General features: G+C 33.4%; 11 protein-coding genes and 1 tRNA gene. 10 read left to right on the forward strand and 2 right to left on the reverse strand.

Annotated features, from left to right (window positions below; all coding sequences use genetic code 11):
• The 7 genes from EV195_RS12580 to EV195_RS12610 all read left to right on the forward strand — a co-directional run bounded on the left by EV195_RS12580 (position 1) and on the right by EV195_RS12610 (position 13373).
• Positions 1-1461 (forward strand): eCIS core domain-containing protein, encoded by a 1461-nt coding sequence (locus EV195_RS12580; RefSeq protein WP_132795311.1) that lies wholly within the window; start codon positions 1-3, stop codon positions 1459-1461.
• A gap of 3 nt (positions 1462-1464) precedes the next feature.
• Positions 1465-2031: a hypothetical protein gene (locus EV195_RS16740; RefSeq protein ID WP_165915738.1), complete on the forward strand. Its 567-nt coding sequence runs from the start codon at positions 1465-1467 to the stop codon at positions 2029-2031.
• 3 nt (positions 2032-2034) lie between these two features.
• Positions 2035-6018, forward strand: a complete 3984-nt coding sequence (locus EV195_RS12590; protein ID WP_132795312.1) for a hypothetical protein — start codon at positions 2035-2037, stop codon at positions 6016-6018.
• Complete coding sequence (locus EV195_RS12595) at positions 6012-6722, forward strand: hypothetical protein (RefSeq protein ID WP_132795313.1); 711 nt, start codon at positions 6012-6014, stop codon at positions 6720-6722. The genes EV195_RS12590 and EV195_RS12595 overlap by 7 nt, the downstream gene beginning before the upstream one ends.
• A gap of 77 nt (positions 6723-6799) precedes the next feature.
• Entirely contained in the window at positions 6800-11077 is a 4278-nt protein-coding gene (locus EV195_RS12600) for an eCIS core domain-containing protein (protein ID WP_132795314.1), read from the forward strand.
• 117 nt (positions 11078-11194) lie between these two features.
• Positions 11195-12013 (forward strand): peptidoglycan-binding protein, encoded by an 819-nt coding sequence (locus tag EV195_RS12605; protein WP_132795315.1) that lies wholly within the window; start codon positions 11195-11197, stop codon positions 12011-12013.
• Between the two features lie 7 nt (positions 12014-12020).
• A complete protein-coding gene (locus EV195_RS12610; RefSeq protein WP_132795316.1) occupies positions 12021-13373 on the forward strand; it encodes an ATP-binding protein in 1353 nt (450 codons plus the stop codon).
• Positions 13374-14084: 711 nt separating this feature from the next.
• Here EV195_RS12610 and EV195_RS16745 read toward each other — a convergent pair.
• Both EV195_RS16745 and EV195_RS12615 read right to left on the reverse strand, forming a co-directional pair.
• Positions 14085-14240 carry a putative periplasmic lipoprotein gene (locus EV195_RS16745; RefSeq protein ID WP_165915739.1) on the reverse strand — a complete coding sequence of 52 codons (156 nt, stop codon included), beginning with the start codon at positions 14238-14240 and terminating at the stop codon, positions 14085-14087.
• 117 nt (positions 14241-14357) lie between these two features.
• Positions 14358-14431 (reverse strand) — tRNA-Asn (locus tag EV195_RS12615).
• A 193-nt stretch (positions 14432-14624) separates the two neighbouring features.
• On the opposite strand from EV195_RS12615, the gene EV195_RS12620 reads away from it, so the two are divergent.
• The 3 genes from EV195_RS12620 (at position 14625) to EV195_RS12630 (ending at position 19889) form a co-directional block, all read left to right on the forward strand.
• The gene (locus tag EV195_RS12620) at positions 14625-17354 is read left to right on the forward strand and encodes a 2-oxoglutarate dehydrogenase E1 component (protein WP_132795317.1); all 2730 of its coding nucleotides are present in this window, start codon (positions 14625-14627) and stop codon (positions 17352-17354) included.
• 39 nt (positions 17355-17393) lie between these two features.
• A complete protein-coding gene (odhB, locus tag EV195_RS12625) occupies positions 17394-18596 on the forward strand; it encodes a 2-oxoglutarate dehydrogenase complex dihydrolipoyllysine-residue succinyltransferase (protein WP_132795318.1) in 1203 nt (400 codons plus the stop codon).
• Between the two features lie 84 nt (positions 18597-18680).
• A complete protein-coding gene (locus EV195_RS12630; RefSeq protein ID WP_132795319.1) occupies positions 18681-19889 on the forward strand; it encodes a DUF418 domain-containing protein in 1209 nt (402 codons plus the stop codon).
• The last annotated feature ends 3 nt before the right edge of the window (positions 19890-19892 follow it).

Here is a 19892-nt window from a genome sequence, read left to right on the forward strand (position 1 = left end):
ATGTTCAAAAGAGATAAAAAACATAAACAAGGGAATACTAATAAAGAACAAGAAAGAGCATTTATTCAGCCAAAGTTAAAAATGGGTAAGGCTGGCGATAAGTACGAGGTAGAGGCAGATAAAATGGCAGACAAGGTTGTTAACAATTCGTCTTCTGATGCTACCGTACAACGTAAAGGAAATGAAGAAGAAGTACAACAAAAACCGTTAGCGTCAGAGGTTACTCCTTTAGTTCAAAGAAAGGAAACAGCAGACGAGGAGCAACCTGTTCAAAAAATGGAAGAAGAGGAGGCTGTTCAGAGTAAAGCGGAAGAGGAAGTTCAGAAACAAGAAGAAGAGGAGGCTGTTCAGAGTAAGGAGGAAGAGGAAGTTCAGAAGGCGGAAGAAGAGGAAACGGTTCAGAGCAAAGAGGACGAGGAAGTTCAAACTAAAACAATTAATGGGAAAGTAACTAAAACATCATCAATAGAATCAAAATTAAGGAAAGGTTCGGGAGGACAACGATTAGATCAAAATACAAAGCAAGAAATGGAGCATGGTTTTGGTGCTGACTTTTCGAATGTTAGAATTCATACTGATTTTGAAGCTGCTCAAATGAGTTCAGATATTGGAGCTAAAGCTTTTACGAATGGTAATGATATTTACTTTAATCAAAATCAATATAATCCAAATTCAAAAGAAGGGAAACACTTATTAGCTCATGAGTTAACCCATACCATTCAACAAAAGGGAGGGATAGAAAAATTGGTTCAAAAAAAATCTGTAGTTCCTGGAACCGAGGATAAAGACAAAAATAAACTCAAAAAATATAAAACAGCATTTCCATATTTCTACAAGTATATGACTAGTCATTTTGGAGATTATTTAACAGGTAGTGATAAAATAAAACAAGCATTATTAAAAAATTCAGTAGGAATTTTAACTGAAGAAAAAATAAAGGAAACTACAGATTTTGAAAAAGGAAATGGACCTACTATTGAACTTGTAGAATTTTCAAACCCTGATCAGCATGGGGAATATTTTAATCAAGGAAATACTATCAAGTTAGATTATCGATTGGTTGAGAAATATGAAGAAATTATGTCTAATCCAAATGCAACAGCAGAACAAAAAAATGCCATTAGTATTAGTTTAAATCAAGTTCTAATTAACGAATTTACTCATTATGGAGATGCGTTAGATGGAATCGATGCTATTAAAGATGATCAGGGGAATGTGGTAAATAATATGGATCCGGGCGAAGGAGCCGAAGGAAATTTTACTTCAGAGTATGATGAAGGAAATGAAGCTGTTGCCGAGATTTTTGAGTTTTATGGAAGTTCTATGATAGACGGATTACAGAACTACGCTGCACATGCAAAAGGAATCTACCTAGATCCTAATACATTAAAAGAACTAGAAAAGAACCCTTCTCTAATAGATGAAAGTTTAATTCCACCTATACCTAAGATAGATAAATAGAAAATGGAACACACAACAAATACCAAATTTTCAACTTCAGTAATAGCCATTACAGGGCTAATTACTGCCATTGGTAGTATAATAACTATACTATTTAATGTTGGTATTATAGGAAATAAAGAACAAAAAAAAGATCATAAAAAAGAGGAACAAAAAAAGGAAGTAATAATAGATAAATCTGAACTTCCGAAAGATATAAAAGCAAAAGAAGTAAAAGTAATTCCAACTGTTAAACCAGAAACACTTACTGTGGTTAAAAAAACGTACAATTTAACTGGGAAATGGGTTGATATTAATAATTCTAATGGGAGGTATCAAATTAACCATGAAGATTCTGGAACAATAAATTTTACAGAATATTCATTTGTGTTTGGAGAATGGGTAACTACAGCCACAGGAATTGGAAATGTAAATGTAAATGGAACTAATGTAATCATTCCTTATACAACCTATTTAGGAACTAGTGGGAAATTCACAGGAAAAATAACCAACAGAGGGAAAAAAATAGAAGGGAAAATCCAAGATTTTGATGCAGGTATTACTGCCGAATTAAACATAAAAAAGCAATAAAGGATGTTTGTATCAAAAGCGCAACATACTAAACCTAGTTCTCAGAATCAAAAACCTAGTGATTCTTTTATTCAGCCTAAAATGAAGGCTGAAAAACCTGATACAAATAAAGAGGATGTTGCTGTAAAAGGTACTACTAAAGAAACAACAAGTGAAGTATTTGCTGCTCTAAAAAAAGAAGTACCTACTTTTTTTGCGCCTAAACAAAATAACAGCCCGAATCAGAAATTACAAAGAGCTACACAAGAAAAAGAAAGAGATGCAAATGATTCGCTAATTTCAGATAATCCTCAAACAGAGGTAACTTCTAAAGTAAATGGAGCAGCTACCAATGCTGGTGGAGGTTCATCTGAAGCTATAAGCAATGCTGTACCAGCTACAAAGGAAGCAACAGCAATGCCTAACCCGAATGCGAAGCCTGCAGTTCCTGAAGCAAAAGAAGGAGATAAAGAAAAAGACAAAAAAGAAGAGAAAGAATCAAAAGAGAAAGGAAAAGGAGATAAAGAAAATAAAACACCTAAAGCTCCTACGAAACCAGAAGATGATCCTGAATTTCAAGCTCAAATAAAAACAACTGAAGCAGTAAAAGAAGAAAAATCTCAACACCCAGATCCGGACACTAAGGTAACTGAACAGCAAGAAGCAGGACATGCTTCACCTGCTGCGCAAACAACTAAAAACAATCAACAGGCTCATGCGACATCTATGGAAGCTACTTCTGAGGAAGAAAAGAAAAGAGAGCCTTTTACACCAGCATCGTTTAAAAAGTTACTTGAAAAAAACCTTGATGATTTAGAAAATCAATTACCTAGAAATTCAGATGAAGCTCAAGACTTTAGAGATGATAAGCCAATTGAAGGAATCAAAGAAAATATATCGGGGCAAGTAACTTCAGAAAGTGATAAACTAGCTGGACCAATGAAACAGGAAGCAGATAAACCTGCTCCAGACAGTGGTCAGCCAACTTTAGAAGCTAAGCCTTTACCAGTAGCAGATCCTGGAGCACCACCAAAGCCATTGAATGCTCAGGCAGCAATTCCAAAACCAAAAACCAATCAAGAAATTTCGATGGAAAAAGAAAGTCAATCTCTTGATGATTACATGAGTGAAAATGAGGTAACGGAAGATCAATTGGCTAAATCAAATGAACCTAAATTTACGGGCGCATTAGATGAAAAGAATAACGCACAAAAAGAAGCTAAATTAGCTCCTGTTAGATATAGAAAAAAAGAACAAGCTCAGTTAGGAGCGGCACAAAAAACAGCTGCAACTACAAGTCAAGAAGGATTAGATCAAATACAGGCAGCAAAAGTGTTGTCGGAAAATACAGTTCTTACTAATCAAACTACGAATAAAACGAGCGATAAAACTGAGCAAGAGAAAATTTATGCTGAGTTTGAAGCTATTTACAATGAAACTAAACAAAAAGTAACAGATAGTTTAGAGAAATTATCAGAGGATGTTGATAAGAAATTCAGTGAAGAAGCTGAAAGTGCTCAGAAAACGTTTGAGAAAAATGTAGAAGATGGTTTAGGGGAAATTTATGGTTGGACTGTAGTTGATGATTGGATTTTTGGTGAAGATACAGAAGCTATTGACAGACTATTTAGATCAGAAAAAAGAAAGTTCGTATCTAAAATGAATACCGTTTTAGATGATATTTCTGTAATTATAGCCGATGGTTTAAATGGAGCTTTGCAAGCCATTGAAGATGGTAAGAAAAAATCAAAAGAAAAGTTTGATAGCTTAGATGATTCTCAAAAGAAACTTGCTGAAGATGCGTATAACGATTTTAATGATCAATATGCTGATTTAGAAGATAGTGTTTATGAGAAACAAGAAGAACTTGCATCAGACTTGGCACAGTCATATAAAGAAAATGTTGATGTACTTCAAGAGAAGTTTGATGAGATAAAGGAAAAAGTAAGTGCAGGTTGGATAGGAGCTGCCTTTAATGCTTTAGCAGGTGTTATCAAAACAATTCTTAAAATAAAAGACTTACTACTGAATTTATTGTCTGCTGCTGTAAGTGCTATCGGAGCGATTATTTCCGATCCAATAGGATTCTTAGGTAATTTAATTAGCGGTATAAAACAAGGTTTTGTTGATTTTGGTAGCAATATCAAACAGCACATGATTAAAGGATTAATCGAATGGTTAACAGGTTCTTTAGGTAATGTGGGTATTACTATGCCAGATAATCTATTTAGTCTTTCAGGAATTTTCAGTTTGGTTACGCAAATGCTTGGTTTAACTTGGGATTATTTCAGAAGTAAAGCAGTTAAATTATTAGGAGAACCTGTGGTTAATGGAATGGAAAAAGCTGTAGAGGTTTTCCAAATCGTTAAAAAAGACGGAGTAACAGGTTTATGGGAATACATTAAAGACCAGTTTACGAACTTAAAAGAAATGGTTATGGATGCCATTCGAGATATGATAATCACCAAAGTTATTGAAGCTGGAATTAAATGGATTATGGGATTATTAAGTCCGGCTGGAGCTTTTGTAAAAGCAGCTATGATGATTATTGATATCGTGAAGTTCTTTGTAGAACGAGCAGCACAAATTTTTGAGTTGGTAACTGCATTTATCAATAGTATTAAGGCTTTAGCGGCAGGAAATGTAAAAGCTGTTGCCAAAGGAATAGAAACAGCATTAGCAAAAGCATTACCTGTATTAATTAGCTTCTTAGCCGCATTGGTAGGAGTTACAGGCTTAACAGGGAAGATTCAAAAAATTATCAAGAAAGTTCGCAAGAAGATTGATAAGGCTATCAATAAAATTATTCTAAAAGCAAAGAAAACGTTTAAGAACTTAGTTAAGAAAGGGAAGGTTAAGGTTAAAGGGGCGGTTAATAAAATGTTAGATTGGCTAGGAATTAAGAAAAAGTTTAAAGATAAAGATGGTAATAAGCATACGCTTTTTTATAAAGGTACAGAAAAAAGGCCTAAACTAATGATCGCAAGTGCTGGAACTGAAATAGAAGAGTATTTAGGACAAAAAAGAGAAGAGTTTAAAACCGATAACCAAAAGTTAGAAAAAGTTGATGAAGCACAGAGGTTAGTTAATACTATAGTAGTATTACAGCGTAAAGATTTTGGAAAAAATACAAATAAAAAATTAACAGAGATAACAGGGAAAATTAACGATCTAAGTAAGTTATTAATGGAAATTGGCGGTGCGCCAGATGACTTTGAGTTACCTAGTAATAAGGATGTAGATTGGAAGGCTACAGATGGAGCAAACAAAAGCTCTAAAGTCGATTTACTTTCTTCAAAAACAAGTAAAAGAGGCCAAAAAAGGACAGATAGAAAATTACCTAATGGATTTGGGTTAATTGATAAATATAACCTTACATCACCTGCAAAAGGTCATTGGTCTAGGATGCACATGATTACTCATCAAGTAGGAGGGAATAATGAGGAGTCTAACTTAATTCCAGCACCACAAACTATAAATGAGGGACCTAATGTTAGGTTTTTTGAAGGAGCATTAATAAAATTACTCGGAGAACAGAATGATACAACTAAGCGACCGAATGTTATTTGGATTGATGTTTCCGTAGATAGTTATCATCCTGCAAGTACAACTACTCCAGTTTATAGTAATACCGATTTTGTTGAATATTTATCAATGAAAGCAGGAATATATTTTTATACAAATAACAATTGGAAAAAAGATTCTAAAGAGAGGATAAAAGAGAAAATATGGATCAATAAACCAGATTTTAGTAGTGGCCCTCCAATGATCTATATCTCCACCAGCCCAAGAGATAAAATTAGAAGAGAAACATCAATAGGTAAAGGATTTGCCGATCATATTTTAGTGGAGAGAGCTAATGGACCCTTTTTAGATGCTTCGGACTTTGAAGATAGGATGAGAGAATACTATGAAAGAAATGGAATTAAAATGACTACTCCTTCCGAAGATAATCTAAGACAAACTATTGCGGCAGTAAATAATAACTCAAAAAATGTAGAATGGTAATTAAAAAAAATAATTTAATATATAGATTTAAGGATTGTATTAACGAAACTTTGAATAATCCCAAACTGAAAGTCACTAATGTTCAAAATGACTTTCTTGAAAATTATGATGATGAGTATATAAATTCTGAAGCCGAGCTTTTTTTTGAAGATAATGGTTTTAAACTCTCAGAAGAAGTAAAAGAGTTTTGTTGTTTTCCAGCAAATCCTTTAACATTAAGTTGGGTTGTTGAAGATGATTTTTTTGATTATGAGGTAGCTGGAGGTTTCAGTTTAAGGGAGTTGGATGCGTGCTTGAATTTTGATGAGAATAAATATATAATACACAACCCCGATCTTAGTGAGGGTATAAAAAAAATATTATCAAATTCATATTATTTCGATATACAACCAGATGTTTTTCACGAACTGGCAACTTTATTAAAGAGAATAAATGAAGAATTAAATTTCTGGTATATAGAATTTCAAAGTGTGTATAAATTAGATTTAGACTTAAAAATATATTTAGAGGCATTGTTAATTACAAGGGGTATAACAAATTGGCAGTTATTTTTTTGTGAGAAAATTCACAACAAGAATAAAAATAATATTCTCAAAGAAAAATTGGATAGAATTTTATTCTGTTTAAAGTATTTATTTCCCAATACAAATTTTAAAATTTTAGAAGAGAGGTATGCTTTTCATTTTAACATAGAAAATATCTAAAAGAAGAAAAAAATAATTTAGTTACGATGGTTTACTAAATCGATTGCAAATTAACACACTCATAACATTCATAAAAAATGTTTTCACCAAAAACCCAACATACGAAACCAAGCGCTGCTAAACATTCTTCTCAGAATTCTTTCATTCAACCAAAGTTGAATGTAGGAAAACCTGGAGATAAATATGAAGTAGAAGCGGATCGTGCAGCTGATCAAATTGTAGCTGGTGGAAAAGAAAATAAAACATCTTCATTTTTTGCGCCATCAGTTCAAAAGAAAAACGAGGATGAGGTTCAAAAGCAAGAATCAAATGAAAATGAGATTCAGCAAAAACCTTTAGTCGATCCAATTACACCTGGAGTTCAACTCAAGTCAGAATCGATATTACAAAAGCAAGAAGAGGAAATTCAACAGAAAGAGGATGAAGAAGTACAAACTAAAAAAGAATCAACTGAAACTTCTTTAGGAGGAGATATAATCCAACAACAAGCAGAAGAAGATATTCAAGAAAAAGAAGACGAAGACATACAAGAGAAAGAAGATGAAGAAGTTCAGCAATTACAAATGTCGGGAGGAGATAATAATTCGTCTTTAGAAAATAATCTAAGCAGTTCAAAAGGAGGAGGAAATCCGTTACCAAGTAACACTCAAAACGAAATGGAATCTGGTTTCGGAGCAGATTTCAGTGGAGTAAGAGTCCATAATGATAACAATGCCGTACAAATGAATCAAGAGTTAGGTTCACAAGCATTTACCAATGGAAACGATATTTATTTTAACGAAGGAAAATACAATCCTGAAAGTGATTCAGGAAAACATTTATTAGCTCACGAGCTTACACATACCGTTCAACAAGGAGCTTCTCCAACAAATACCGTTCAAAAATCAGAAGGAGAAACAGAAAGTACAACGTTAGTTGCACCAACACAACCTCAAGATATTACCAATGGATTACAGCTATCAGATGATTGGCTAAATTATATAGAACAAGAATCTAGTACTAGAGATTTTGATGTTGCCGTTAAAATTGGAGAACGTTTTACGGGTACTATAAAAATTAGAAAATTAGGTAGACCTGCTGAAGGAGAAAGCCAGAAATTTGAACTTGCTAGTACAAGAAGTAATAATTCCTTAGATGTAGGAGGTATGGAATTTTTAAATCCACTTCGTAATGCAGGAATTTTCCCAGTACTGGTATTGAATAGGTTTGGTGAAGAACAAAATACTACAGGTTTTTTAAGTGTTAGAGTTGGAGAAGATGTAGTTCCGGATGTATTAGGAATTATTCATAAGATAAATGAAAATCTAGAAGCAATGAGTTTCCTTGGATTAAGTCCTATTGAAGTTGCGGAAGGATTAGAAAACCGATTTGAAAGTGGAGGACTAAACTTTAGAGCGAATAATTTATCCGCAAATATTGATGGATATATTGAAGCTACGGGAAGTTTGGGTATTACAGATTCTACTATGACTTTTGAATTAAATTCTACAGTGGATGTTGCTGGTTTAGCATCGGGTGAGTTTAATGTAGCTCGTGGTGCAGACGGAAAGTTAAGTGGTCAAGCAAGTATAGCGGCAGATATAGCTAATGTAAGCGCATCGTTAAATGTAGAATACGATGACGGAGCTGTTACCATTCAAGGTACAGGACGAATGAATTCAGATAAATTCTCTGGTGAAATTACACTTTTAGTTACCGATGCGGCAAGATCAACTCAAATGATGCATGCTGCTTTAGGTGTTGAGTCTATGGAACAAGAGGCAGATGCGCCAGCTCAGGAGCAAACTGCAGTTCCTAAAACAAAAGGCAATCAAGTTTTGGCAGGTTGGGGAGAAGTTACGGCTTCAATTACTCCTTGGTTAGAAGGAACTGCTAAAATAGGAATCGATAATGAAGGTCATGTAACCATTGTAGGTGAAATCATTGTTCCTGATGAAATCGAATTGATGGAGCAACGCGGTAAAAAGGTTGATATCTTTCAAGTAGAAATCAGAGCAGGATACGGAATTCCTTTGGTTGGACAAGTATTCTTATTTGCAAGTATTGGGATGTTTGCTAATGCAGGTTTTGGCCCGTTAGTGCTTAAAAACGTTGGGTTTACAGGAACGTATTCTACTGATCCAAATGTATTACAAGAGTTTAGTATTACGGGTACTTTAGGAATTAACGCGTTTGCCGTTCTAGGTTTAGAGGCTGAAGCAGGAGTTGGAGTTACCATAATTGGGCACGATGTGAAAGCGGGTGTAAATGTTACAGCAGCTGCTGGTTTAAGAGCGTATGCAGAAGCTACACCAACATTTGAATATAAAGAAGAGCAATCTCCTGAAGGAGGAAAAGTTGGAGAGTCTCGATTAAAAGGACATTTTGAAGCTGCGGCACAATTGTTTTTACAGCTTTCAGGAGCTTTATTTTATGAGTTAGATAGTCCTTGGTGGTCGCCAGCTCCAGACGGAAGAGAAGAATTCCCATTAGGAGAAGTACAATATCCAATTGGAGATAGTTTAGGAATTGGAGCAGATGTTGATTGGTTAGTTGGAGGAGAAGAGCCGCCAGAACTAACATTCTCACCAGTAGAATTTGATCCAGATAAGTTTACTGCCGATGTAATGGCGGATCCACCTCCAAGAAGTATGGGAGATAGTGAATCCAATCCAGCAGGAGAATGGCAAGGAGAAAACGCGCCTGGAGATCAAAATGAAAATCCAGAAATTACAGGTGAAGGAGAAGGATTGCCTCCTGGAAGGAGAGAAGAAGATTTACAAAACCTTCCTGATGAGCAAAAGTACATGAGAGCTTTAGATGAGCTTTCACAAATGGAAAATGCCAATCCAAAACCAACTATCGGAGATGTTGAGGATAAAATTAACATAGTAAAGCGCAGATATGGAATTCGAAGAATTGACACTAGAAATGAAGAAGCAGAACGTGTAGCAATTTTTGTTCAGCATGGAGAGCAAGATAATGGTAGACATCTATTAGAAATCCCATTAATTAGTGCCGCAGAAAAACAACGTTTAATAGACGAAGGTTTGAGAGCTCTTCATGAAAAAGAAGTGCAACGCGCCGAAGATGGGAAAATTAATAGAAGTGACGCAGAAGATGTAGCTAGAGAAATTAACAATGAGTTTGATGTATTTACATCAGTAAGAATTACAGACGGAGATGATAGTTGGGATTATATCTATACAGCAAGTCCACCTGTAACAGAAGAGTCTGATGTTACTAAAGAAGAAAATGAAGAGGCTAGCAATTCTCCGTTTTTTGAAAAATGGATTAATCAAAAAACAACAAAGAAGAATGGTGAATTCTTGAAGAGATTCTTAGATGATTTTGATAAAGACATTAATAAAGATGATGGTAAAAAAGTATACGTATTAAGACAAGAGGGAGATGAATTTACAATTGCAAGAGGAAGTGGTTTTGCAGATACATATCCTAGTGTTTATGTGGTAAAACGAAATGAGGATGGTAGTAATGAGGCAGAAGTAGGTTTCTTAAAAGAAGGCTCGGAAAGATCGTATAAACCAACGCATAAAAATTTTATACCACAACAGATTAAAATAAGACAACAAAACGGAATTTATACAGCTACTTATGAAACGTTGAGTTCAGATGGTTCTGATACAGCAAACTTTACAATACAAATTTCTTTTGAGGAAGCAGTTCAAGGTGTTAGCAATAAAAAAGAAAGAAGAGTAGTTGAAGGAGAAAACTTGTCTAACAAGGCAAAAGGAGCAGGAAGAGGGGCTTGGGATAGCGCTAGTCATGGTTTTCATAACGCCCACATTATTGGTGATCAATTTGGTGGATCTGGAAAAAATGCAGCCTTAAATATACATCCTTCTTCACCTGATTATAATACAGAAGACATGGCAAATGTGGAAAATACAATTGCTTCATTCTTTAGGCAAAGCGATCAAAATTATAATATGAAAGTAACGGCTGAACTTACTGATGATGACCACACTAAAACTGATTTAAGAAATATTTTAGACCAGCAATTTGAAGGAGATAGTCAACAAGTAATTGATGAATCTGGAGCTTCTGAAGAATTAATCGCTACAGCTGAAAATAAATTAATTAGAAGCTTACAAAGCGCTATTACTAAGGATCTTGAAAATTTGCCTGCTCAATTTACAAAAGTAGATTATGAGTCAGAATCTTTAACATCAGATTTTAATATGAGTGATAGAGAAGCCACGGAAGATAGAACAACAAGAACGGTAACAGAACAGGGCTCAAATGAAAAGAAAACTAAAAAAATTAGTATTGGAGCAGATCCTGGATTTGAAGCATTGAAAGATAATTTTGAAAGTACTGAAGTAAATGAAGGAGAAACAACAGAGTCAGCTTAATAATTAATAAACAAATAAATTCAGTCATTTCACCCTTTTAATAACCATAAATATCCTGATTGTTATACAAGCTTATTCGTTAAATTTAATTTCCCAAAAAAATAAAAACCACTACAAATGAAAAAAAACTGGTATCAGAAAGAATTGGTGATTAAAGACACCCAAAGAAGAAATGGAGATCATAATAATCGAAAAGACACTCGAAAAATCCAATCTTGGTTAACATTATATAGTATTCAAAACCCACATAGTGGTACAGCAACTGATGTGGATGGAGATTTTGGCCCAGCAACAGAAAAAGCAGTTAAGAACTTTCAAAAAGAAAAAGGATTGTTTGAAAACGGTATTGTAACACAAGAAACTTTTGATGTGCTTTGTGCAAATCTTAAAGATGCTTTTGACAAACCTTTAACTGCAACTAATTTAAGAGACTTAGTTATAGAAGCGGCTGAGAATCATTTGAGAAATCATCCTTATGAACTAATTATCGATGGTCAATCTAATAGCGGGCCTTGGGTACGATCTTATATGGATGGAAATGATGGTTCTCCATGGTATTGGTGTATGGGGTTTGTGCAAGCTATTATAGATCAGGCAGCTAGTGCTTTAGATAAAAATTTTAGAAACCTAATGCCACAAACGTATAGTTGCGATACTGTTGGAACAACAGGGTTAAATAAAGGAATTTTAACACGTTATACTGCATTACGTAATGATTCATCATTAATCAAACCTGGTGATATTTTTTTAATTCAAAGGTCTTCATTTGATTGGACACATACAGGAATCATAACGTCAGTGAATAATGGCGTAATAGAAACTATTGAAGGAAATACAAACATAGCTGGTTCTAGAAATGGGGTTGCTGTATTAAAGAGAACAAGAAACTTCTTAAAATCTAAAATAGATGTTTTTTCTATTGAACCATTAGTGTAATAAATAAATGAAACAACAAGAACAATCTGCCTTAATTCAAACATCACATTTTGATGAGAAATTTTCTTATTTAAAAGAGTTAATTTTTTATCGATTAAAAAAAGAATTTACAAACGAAGAACCTCCATTTCCAATATTCAACAACATTGTAAATGATGATTCTGAGTTTTCACAATTCGCAAAAAGTCATCAGTTAGATTATGATGAGATTTTGGTTTTATTAATTGCGCTTGTTCCACACATTTCACCAAATTTTTATACAGATATTATTACCGATTTTTTTCCTAACGGAGGCGAATTTCCAGGTTTTGGTGGGGTAAAGGGAAAAAACCATAGAGGAATTATTCCTACAGGTGAAACCTTACTTTACATCTTGGCAGGAAAAGAAACTACAAGTAGAACACTTGTGTTGGATAGAATGTTACACAATAGTGTATTGTTTAAAAATTCGATTCTTGAATTAGAAAGTGTTCCTTATGGAGAACCTTTTATGAGTGGGAAAATAATTTTAAACAGAGAGTTTGTTCATCTGTTTTTAACGGGTAAAGAACTAAAACCTCAATTAAGTCAAGAGTTTCCAGCTAGTTTAATTACAACTAAATTAAATTGGGAAGACTTAGTTTTAAATACAAAAACACTAACTGAAGTAAGAGAAATCGAAAACTGGTTAGCGTATAATGATATTCTTTTGAACGATTGGGGAATGCATTCTAAAATTAAACCAGGATATCGAGTATTGTTTTGTGGAGTTCCAGGTACTGGAAAAACATTGACAGCAAGTTTACTTGGAAAATATACTGGTAAGGATGTTTACAGAGTAGATTTATCTATGGTTGTTTCTAAATATATTGGAGAAACAGAAAAAAATCTTTCTAAACTTTTTGATAAATCTATTAATAAAGATTGGATTTTGTTTTTTGATGAGGCAGATTCTATTTTCGGAAAAAGAACCAATGTTAGAGATGCACATGATAAATATGCAAACCAAGAAGTTTCTTATTTGTTGCAAAGAATTGAAGCACATCCAGGGTTGATTATTTTGGCTTCGAATTTTAAAAATAATATTGATGCCGCTTTTACACGTCGTTTTCATAATATAGTTGAATTTGAAGCTCCAAGTTATGAAGAACGAGCTGTTTTATGGAGAAATAATCTACCAAAAGGAATACAGCTTGAGGATTCTTTAACAGTGGAAGAACTGGCAAAAAAGTTTAGCATTACGGGTTCAAATATTGTAAATATTATTCACTATGCGTGTTTGAAAACGTTGGCGAATAATCAACAAGAAATTCAAAGACAGTACATCTTAGAAGGTGTAAAAAGAGAATATTCTAAAGAAGGAAAAACCATTAATATTTAATTAATCGTTCGAGTATTTATATAAAAAAACATCGCTATTTAATAGCGATGTTTTTTTGATTTTAAATTTAAAAATAGAGTGTAAAAACTTGTTTTAAAATAGACGCAAACCTACTCTTGGTATACTTATTCTCATATTAGTATTTATTGTACTATCAGTTTCGTATCTAACTAATTGTCATCTACTTTTAATGCTTTGTTAGATTTATCTCAAGTTGAAACTATTTTTAATCGGTCGAATACAAGGATGTTGATACGATTGAATTTAATTTTCCTATTCAGGTAACTAAATACGATTATACAACTCAAGAGGTATTAGATCAGAATGGTTTGAATGATTTGATTGCAGAATGTAATCAGTTAATGCTGAATAATGATGATCCGATTACTTGTGTAGATTTTTGAATATCCACTTCAGTTTTCTATTTACAATTCAAATTTAAACTTATTTGATGTTACTTCTGATGTAGCTCTTTTTCTTTTATAGAGAACATACTATCCGACAATATTTATTCAGTAAAATATCCTCTTTCTGTTTTTTAAAGCGGGACCAATAAATTCAGTTCTTAACTCAGATTTAGAATTGGAGAATATTATAAGTAATTGTATAAATTAATTTTAACACTCTTATTCAGTGCTGAAATAAGGCAATAAAAGATTTCCTTGCATTGCAAGTATATAGAATTACTGAGGTGTAGGTAAGAAAAACAGCTTAATGATTGCTTCTTTTCTTTGAATACTTGTTTGATGAAACGTTTGGTTCTACTTGAATTTTATCACTATCCTGAGAAGATTTAGCAACAGAAGTAGAACTAGCACAAGCACCTAAAAACAGTAAACCGATAAGTAAGTAAAATATTTTCTTCATAATCACAAATATACAAATAAATCAAATTTATACAGGTCTAATTGTGAATGATATAATTTTCTGTTGTTAAAATTGAAGAATAAAAAAAGTCCAACAATTATTGTTGGACTTTTTTTGCTCCCCCTCTTGGGCTCGAACCAAGGACCCTCTGATTAACAGTCAGATGCTCTAACCAACTGAGCTAAGGAGGAGTTTGCGACACATTTTGTGTTTTGCGAGTGCAAATATAACACCGTTTTTTTAATGCGCAAACTTTTTTTTAAAAAAAATGATTTTTTTTATTTTTCATCATAAGAATTAAAATTTTAAAAAAGGAATGCTATTGTCCTAAAAGTTGTACTTTTGTATTCGTTATTTTTAATACAGAAAAGTACAATTGTATATATGGACAAGTTTTCGTTCTTAAATGCAGCACATGTAGGTTTTATAAGTGAGCTGTATGAACAATACCAAAAAAACCCAGATGCAGTAGAACCAAGTTGGAGAAGTTTTTTCCAAGGTTACGATTTGGCTAATGAGAATTTTTCGTTAACCGATGAAGAACAAGAAGTTTTAATTCCAGAGGAAGTTCGCAAAGAGTTTTTAGTATTAGACTTAATTAACGGATATCGTACTAGAGGTCACTTGTTTACTAAAACTAATCCAGTAAGAGAACGTAGAAAGTACACACCAACACTTGATTTAGAAAATTTCGGATTATCTGAAGATGATTTGTCTACAGTTTTTAATGCAGGTCAAATGCTAGGTATTGGTCCAAAACCATTATCTGAAATTGTTAGACACCTTAAGGCTATTTATTGTGATAGTATTGGGGTAGAGTACATGTATATTAGAAATCCTGAGGAGATTAAATGGTGGCAGAATCGTTTAAACCAAAACGATAACCATCCAAGTTATAATCTTGAAGAGAAAAAATATATCCTATCAAAGTTAAATCAAGCTTCTACTTTTGAAAGTTTTTTACAAACTAAGTATGTTGGTCAAAAACGTTTCTCTGTAGAAGGAGGTGAAACATTAATTCCTGGAATTAGTGTAGCATTAAGAGATGCTGCTGAAAAATATGGTGTTGAAGAGTGTGTATTAGGTATGGCACACCGTGGACGTTTAAATACATTAGTAAATATCTTTAAAAAACCAGTTCGCGATTTATTCAGTGAATTTGAAGGAAAAGATTTTGAAGATGAGACTATTGATGGAGACGTAAAATACCATTTAGGGCTTACACTAAGCAAGTCATATAGAGGAGGGCAATCAATGAAAATGAATTTGGTTCCAAACCCTTCTCACTTAGAAACTGTTGATGCAGTTGCTGAAGGTATTGTAAGAGCTAAAGTCGATTTAGATTACGATGGTGATAATGCCAAAATTCTTCCAGTATTAGTTCATGGTGATGCTGCTATTGCAGGTCAAGGAATTGTGTATGAAGTAGTGCAAATGGCACAATTGAATGGATATAAAACAGGAGGAACAATTCACGTAGTAGTTAACAACCAAGTAGGTTTTACAACTAACTATCTAGATGCAAGGTCTAGTACGTATTGTACTGATGTAGCTAAAGTTACGTTATCTCCTGTGTTACATGTTAATGCAGATGATGCAGAAGCCGTTTGTCATGCAATGCAAATTGCTGTAGAATATAGAGCTAAATTCAAGAAAGATATTTTTATTGATTTGTTAGGATATCGTAAATATGGTCATAACGAAGGTGATGAACCAACATTTACACAGCCAGAACTATATAAACTTATCAAAAAGCATAAGAATGCTAAAGAAATTTACGTAGCTAAGTTACTAGAAGAAGGAGCAATAACCAAAGATTACGTACATCAAATTACTGAAGAATTTAAAGATTTCCTAGAAGTTGAATTTACTGAGTCGAAGAAAAAAACAACATCTAAGATTCAGGATTTTATGCCTGATGTTTGGGAAGGATTTATAAGAAAGCAACTAGAAGATATGTTGCGTCCAGTGGATACAAGTTATTCAGTGGAAGCATTAAAAGATATTGCTAAAGTTATTTCATCAACACCAGAAGGACATAAATTTGTCCGTAAGGCAGAACGTATTTTACAAGGACGTGAGAAGATGGTGTTTGAGGATAATAAGTTAGATTGGGGTACGGCAGAGAATTTAGCATACGGTACACTATTAGAAGAAGGATTTAACATTCGTATTTCTGGAGAAGATGTAGAGAGAGGAACTTTCTCACACCGTCATGCAATTATGCGAGATGAAACTACTGCAGAACGCGTAAACTTATTAAATACAAATCCTAAGAATAAAGGTGAATTAACAATTTATAATTCACACTTATCAGAATATGGAGTATTAGGTTTCGATTACGGATATGCAATGGCTGCTCCTAATACGCTTACTATTTGGGAAGCTCAATTTGGAGATTTTGCTAACGGTGCACAAATCGTTTTCGATCAATATATTTCTTCAGCAGAAGATAAATGGAAGTTGCAAAACGGATTGGTTATGTTATTGCCTCATGGATATGAAGGTCAAGGTCCAGAGCATTCTTCTGCTAGAGTTGAACGTTTTTTACAGTCTTGTTCTACAGATAACTGGACAATTGCGAATTGTACAACTCCTGCTAACATGTATCACATTTTGCGTCGTCAAATGAAGCGTGATTTCAGAAAACCTTTAGTGGTTTTTACTCCAAAGAGTTTATTGCGTTTACCTGCAGCTGTAAGTACCATTGAAGAATTAGCTGAAGGAACATTCCAAGAAGTAATTGATGATACTATCGATACAGCTGGAGTAAAAAAGATGGTATTCTGTACGGGTAAATTTTATTATGATTTATTAGCAGAACGCGAAAAATTAGAAAGAAACGATGTTGCTTTAGTTAGAATAGAGCAATTATTCCCGTTACATAATGATAAGATTAAAGCAGTTATGGATAGGTATCCTAATGTTGAACGTTATGTTTGGGCTCAGGAAGAACCTAAGAATATGGGAGCTTGGTCTTTCATGTTAGAGCGTTTTGAATTGGCTCGTTTAGAATGTGCTTCGGAAGCATATAGAGCTGCTCCTGCTGCGGGATCTAGTACACGTTTTAAAGAGCGTCATCAAGCAATTATTGATAAAGTTTTTGATAAATAAAAAGAATAGAATAAATTTCAGATATAAAAATTAATACTGATGGTTTTAGAAATGAAAGTTCCTTCTCCGGGGGAATCAATTACAGAGGTAGAAATAGCAACTTGGTTAGTAGAAGATGGTGATTATGTAGAAAAAGACCAACCAATTGCCGAAGTTGATTCTGACAAAGCTACGTTAGAATTACCTGCGGAAGAAAGCGGAATTATCACTTTAAAAGCAGAAGAAGGAGATGCAGTTGCAGTTGGTGCTGTAGTATGTCATATCGATATGAGTGCTGCTAAACCTGAAGGAGGAGAAAAGAAAGAAGCTCCAAAAACTGAAGAGAAGAAAGAAGCTCCAAAAGCAGAACCAGCAAAAGAAACGTATGCTACTGGAACAGCTTCACCTGCAGCTAAGAAAGTATTAGCTGAAAAAGGAATGAGTGCTTCTGATGTTAAAGGAACTGGAAAAGATGGTAGAATTACTAAAGATGATGCTGTAAATGCTGTTCCTTCTATGGGAACGCCAGGAAATGGATCTCGTGGTGTTGAGCGTACAAAACTTTCTATGTTACGTAGAAAAGTTGCTGAGCGTTTAGTTTCTGTAAAAAATGAAACTGCTATGTTAACTACGTTTAACGAGGTTAATATGCAGCCGATTTTTGATTTACGTAATGAGTATAAAGAAGAATTTAAAGCTAAACACGGTGTTGGTTTAGGTTTTATGAGTTTCTTTACATTAGCTTGTGTACGTGCATTACAAATGTATCCTGCTGTAAATTCTATGATAGACGGTAAAGAAATGGTATCGTATGACTTCCAAGATATTTCAATAGCAGTTTCTGGGCCTAAAGGATTAATGGTTCCAGTAATTAGAAATGCAGAAAACTTATCGTTTAGAGGTGTTGAAAGCGAAGTAAAGCGTTTAGCAATTAGAGCTCGTGAAGGTCAAATTACTGTTGATGAAATGACTGGAGGTACATTTACAATTACCAATGGTGGAGTTTTTGGGTCAATGTTATCAACTCCAATTATCAACCCTCCTCAAAGTGCAATTTTAGGAATGCATAATATTGTAAATCGTCCTGTTGCAGAAAATGGAGAAGTGGTTATTCGTCCAATTATGTACGTAGCATTATCTTACGATCATAGAATTATTGATGGTAAAGAATCTGTTGGTTTCTTAGTAGCTGTTAAAGAAGCTTTAGAAAATCCAGCTGAATTGTTAATGGATAATAACATTAAGAAAGCGTTAGAAATGTAGTCTTTTATGTACAAAAGACTGATAAATAGATTAAATCCTACACTCGTTAGTGTAGGATTTTTTTATAGCAATAGTATTTAACTAATGAAATCAAATAACGAAACCATAACAACTACTTCAAAAAGAATAGAGTTATTAGATGTCTATAGAGGTTTTGCCATTTTAGGAATTTTTGTGGTAAATATTGTGATTATGAATTCCACGTTTTTGAACCAAGATGAGTTTGCAAAGCAGTGGACCTCAAATGTAGATATAGCAGTTCAAAAGGTGCTACAATTATTTTTTTACACTAAATTCTTTCCAATTTTTTCTTTATTATTTGGATTAGGAATTTCCATGCAAGCCATGAAATTATCTGAAAAAGGAAAACTTAGTAAAGCTTTCTTTTTCAGAAGAATGTTTTTCTTGTTTGTATTTGGTGTTCTGCATATTGTATTACTTTGGTCTGGAGATGTGTTGAATATGTATGCGCTTTTAGGTTTACTTACAGTTTTCTTCATTTCTAAATCAAATAGGTTAATACTGGGTTTATCAGTTTTCTTTTTACTATTTCCTTTTTATGATTTCTTATTTGAGCAGTTATTCATGCTTTTGGGTTATGATCCAGGAATCTTTCTTAAAGAGTACACTGGTGAAAGTGTTAACCAAATAATTGCTAATGGAACTTACCTTGAAGGAATTCAACTAAGAATTTTGGAGTACTTTTCTAACTTACCTATGTTGATAGGTTTCTTGGCTCCAATAGCATTATCTATGTTTTTACTAGGAATGTATTTAGGAAAAAATAAGGTATATGAATCGTTAGACGTGTTTATTTTAAAAATTAAAAAGCCAGTACTAATAGTTACCGTGTTATCTAATGTTTATAGAATTCTATTCTTGTATGTAATTGTAAAGTTAGATGTATATAAAATTGCTATAGCTCGTCAATTTTTTATTAAACTGATGGTTGTTTCTGATGTAATAATGGGACTTTTCTATTTGTGGATAATTGGTTGGTTATGGTATAATGCATCAGTCAAAACTATATTTAAACCACTTAAATATGTAGGGAAAATGGCTTTAACAAATTATATAATGCAGAGTTTTATTGGTTTGATTTTATTTTCTTCTATTGGTTTTGGTTTGTATGAAATGATGAGTCCATCTCAAACATTTATAGCTGCGATTTCTGTATTTATATTTCAAGTGATTGTAAGTAAAGCATGGTTAACATATTTTCAGTTTGGACCTCTAGAATGGCTGTGGAGATGTTTAACCTATAAGAAGTTATTTACGCTAAAAAGGAACTAAAGA

The organism is Tenacibaculum skagerrakense (assembly GCF_004345825.1).
Classification (GTDB): Bacteria; Bacteroidota; Bacteroidia; order Flavobacteriales; family Flavobacteriaceae; genus Polaribacter; species Polaribacter skagerrakensis.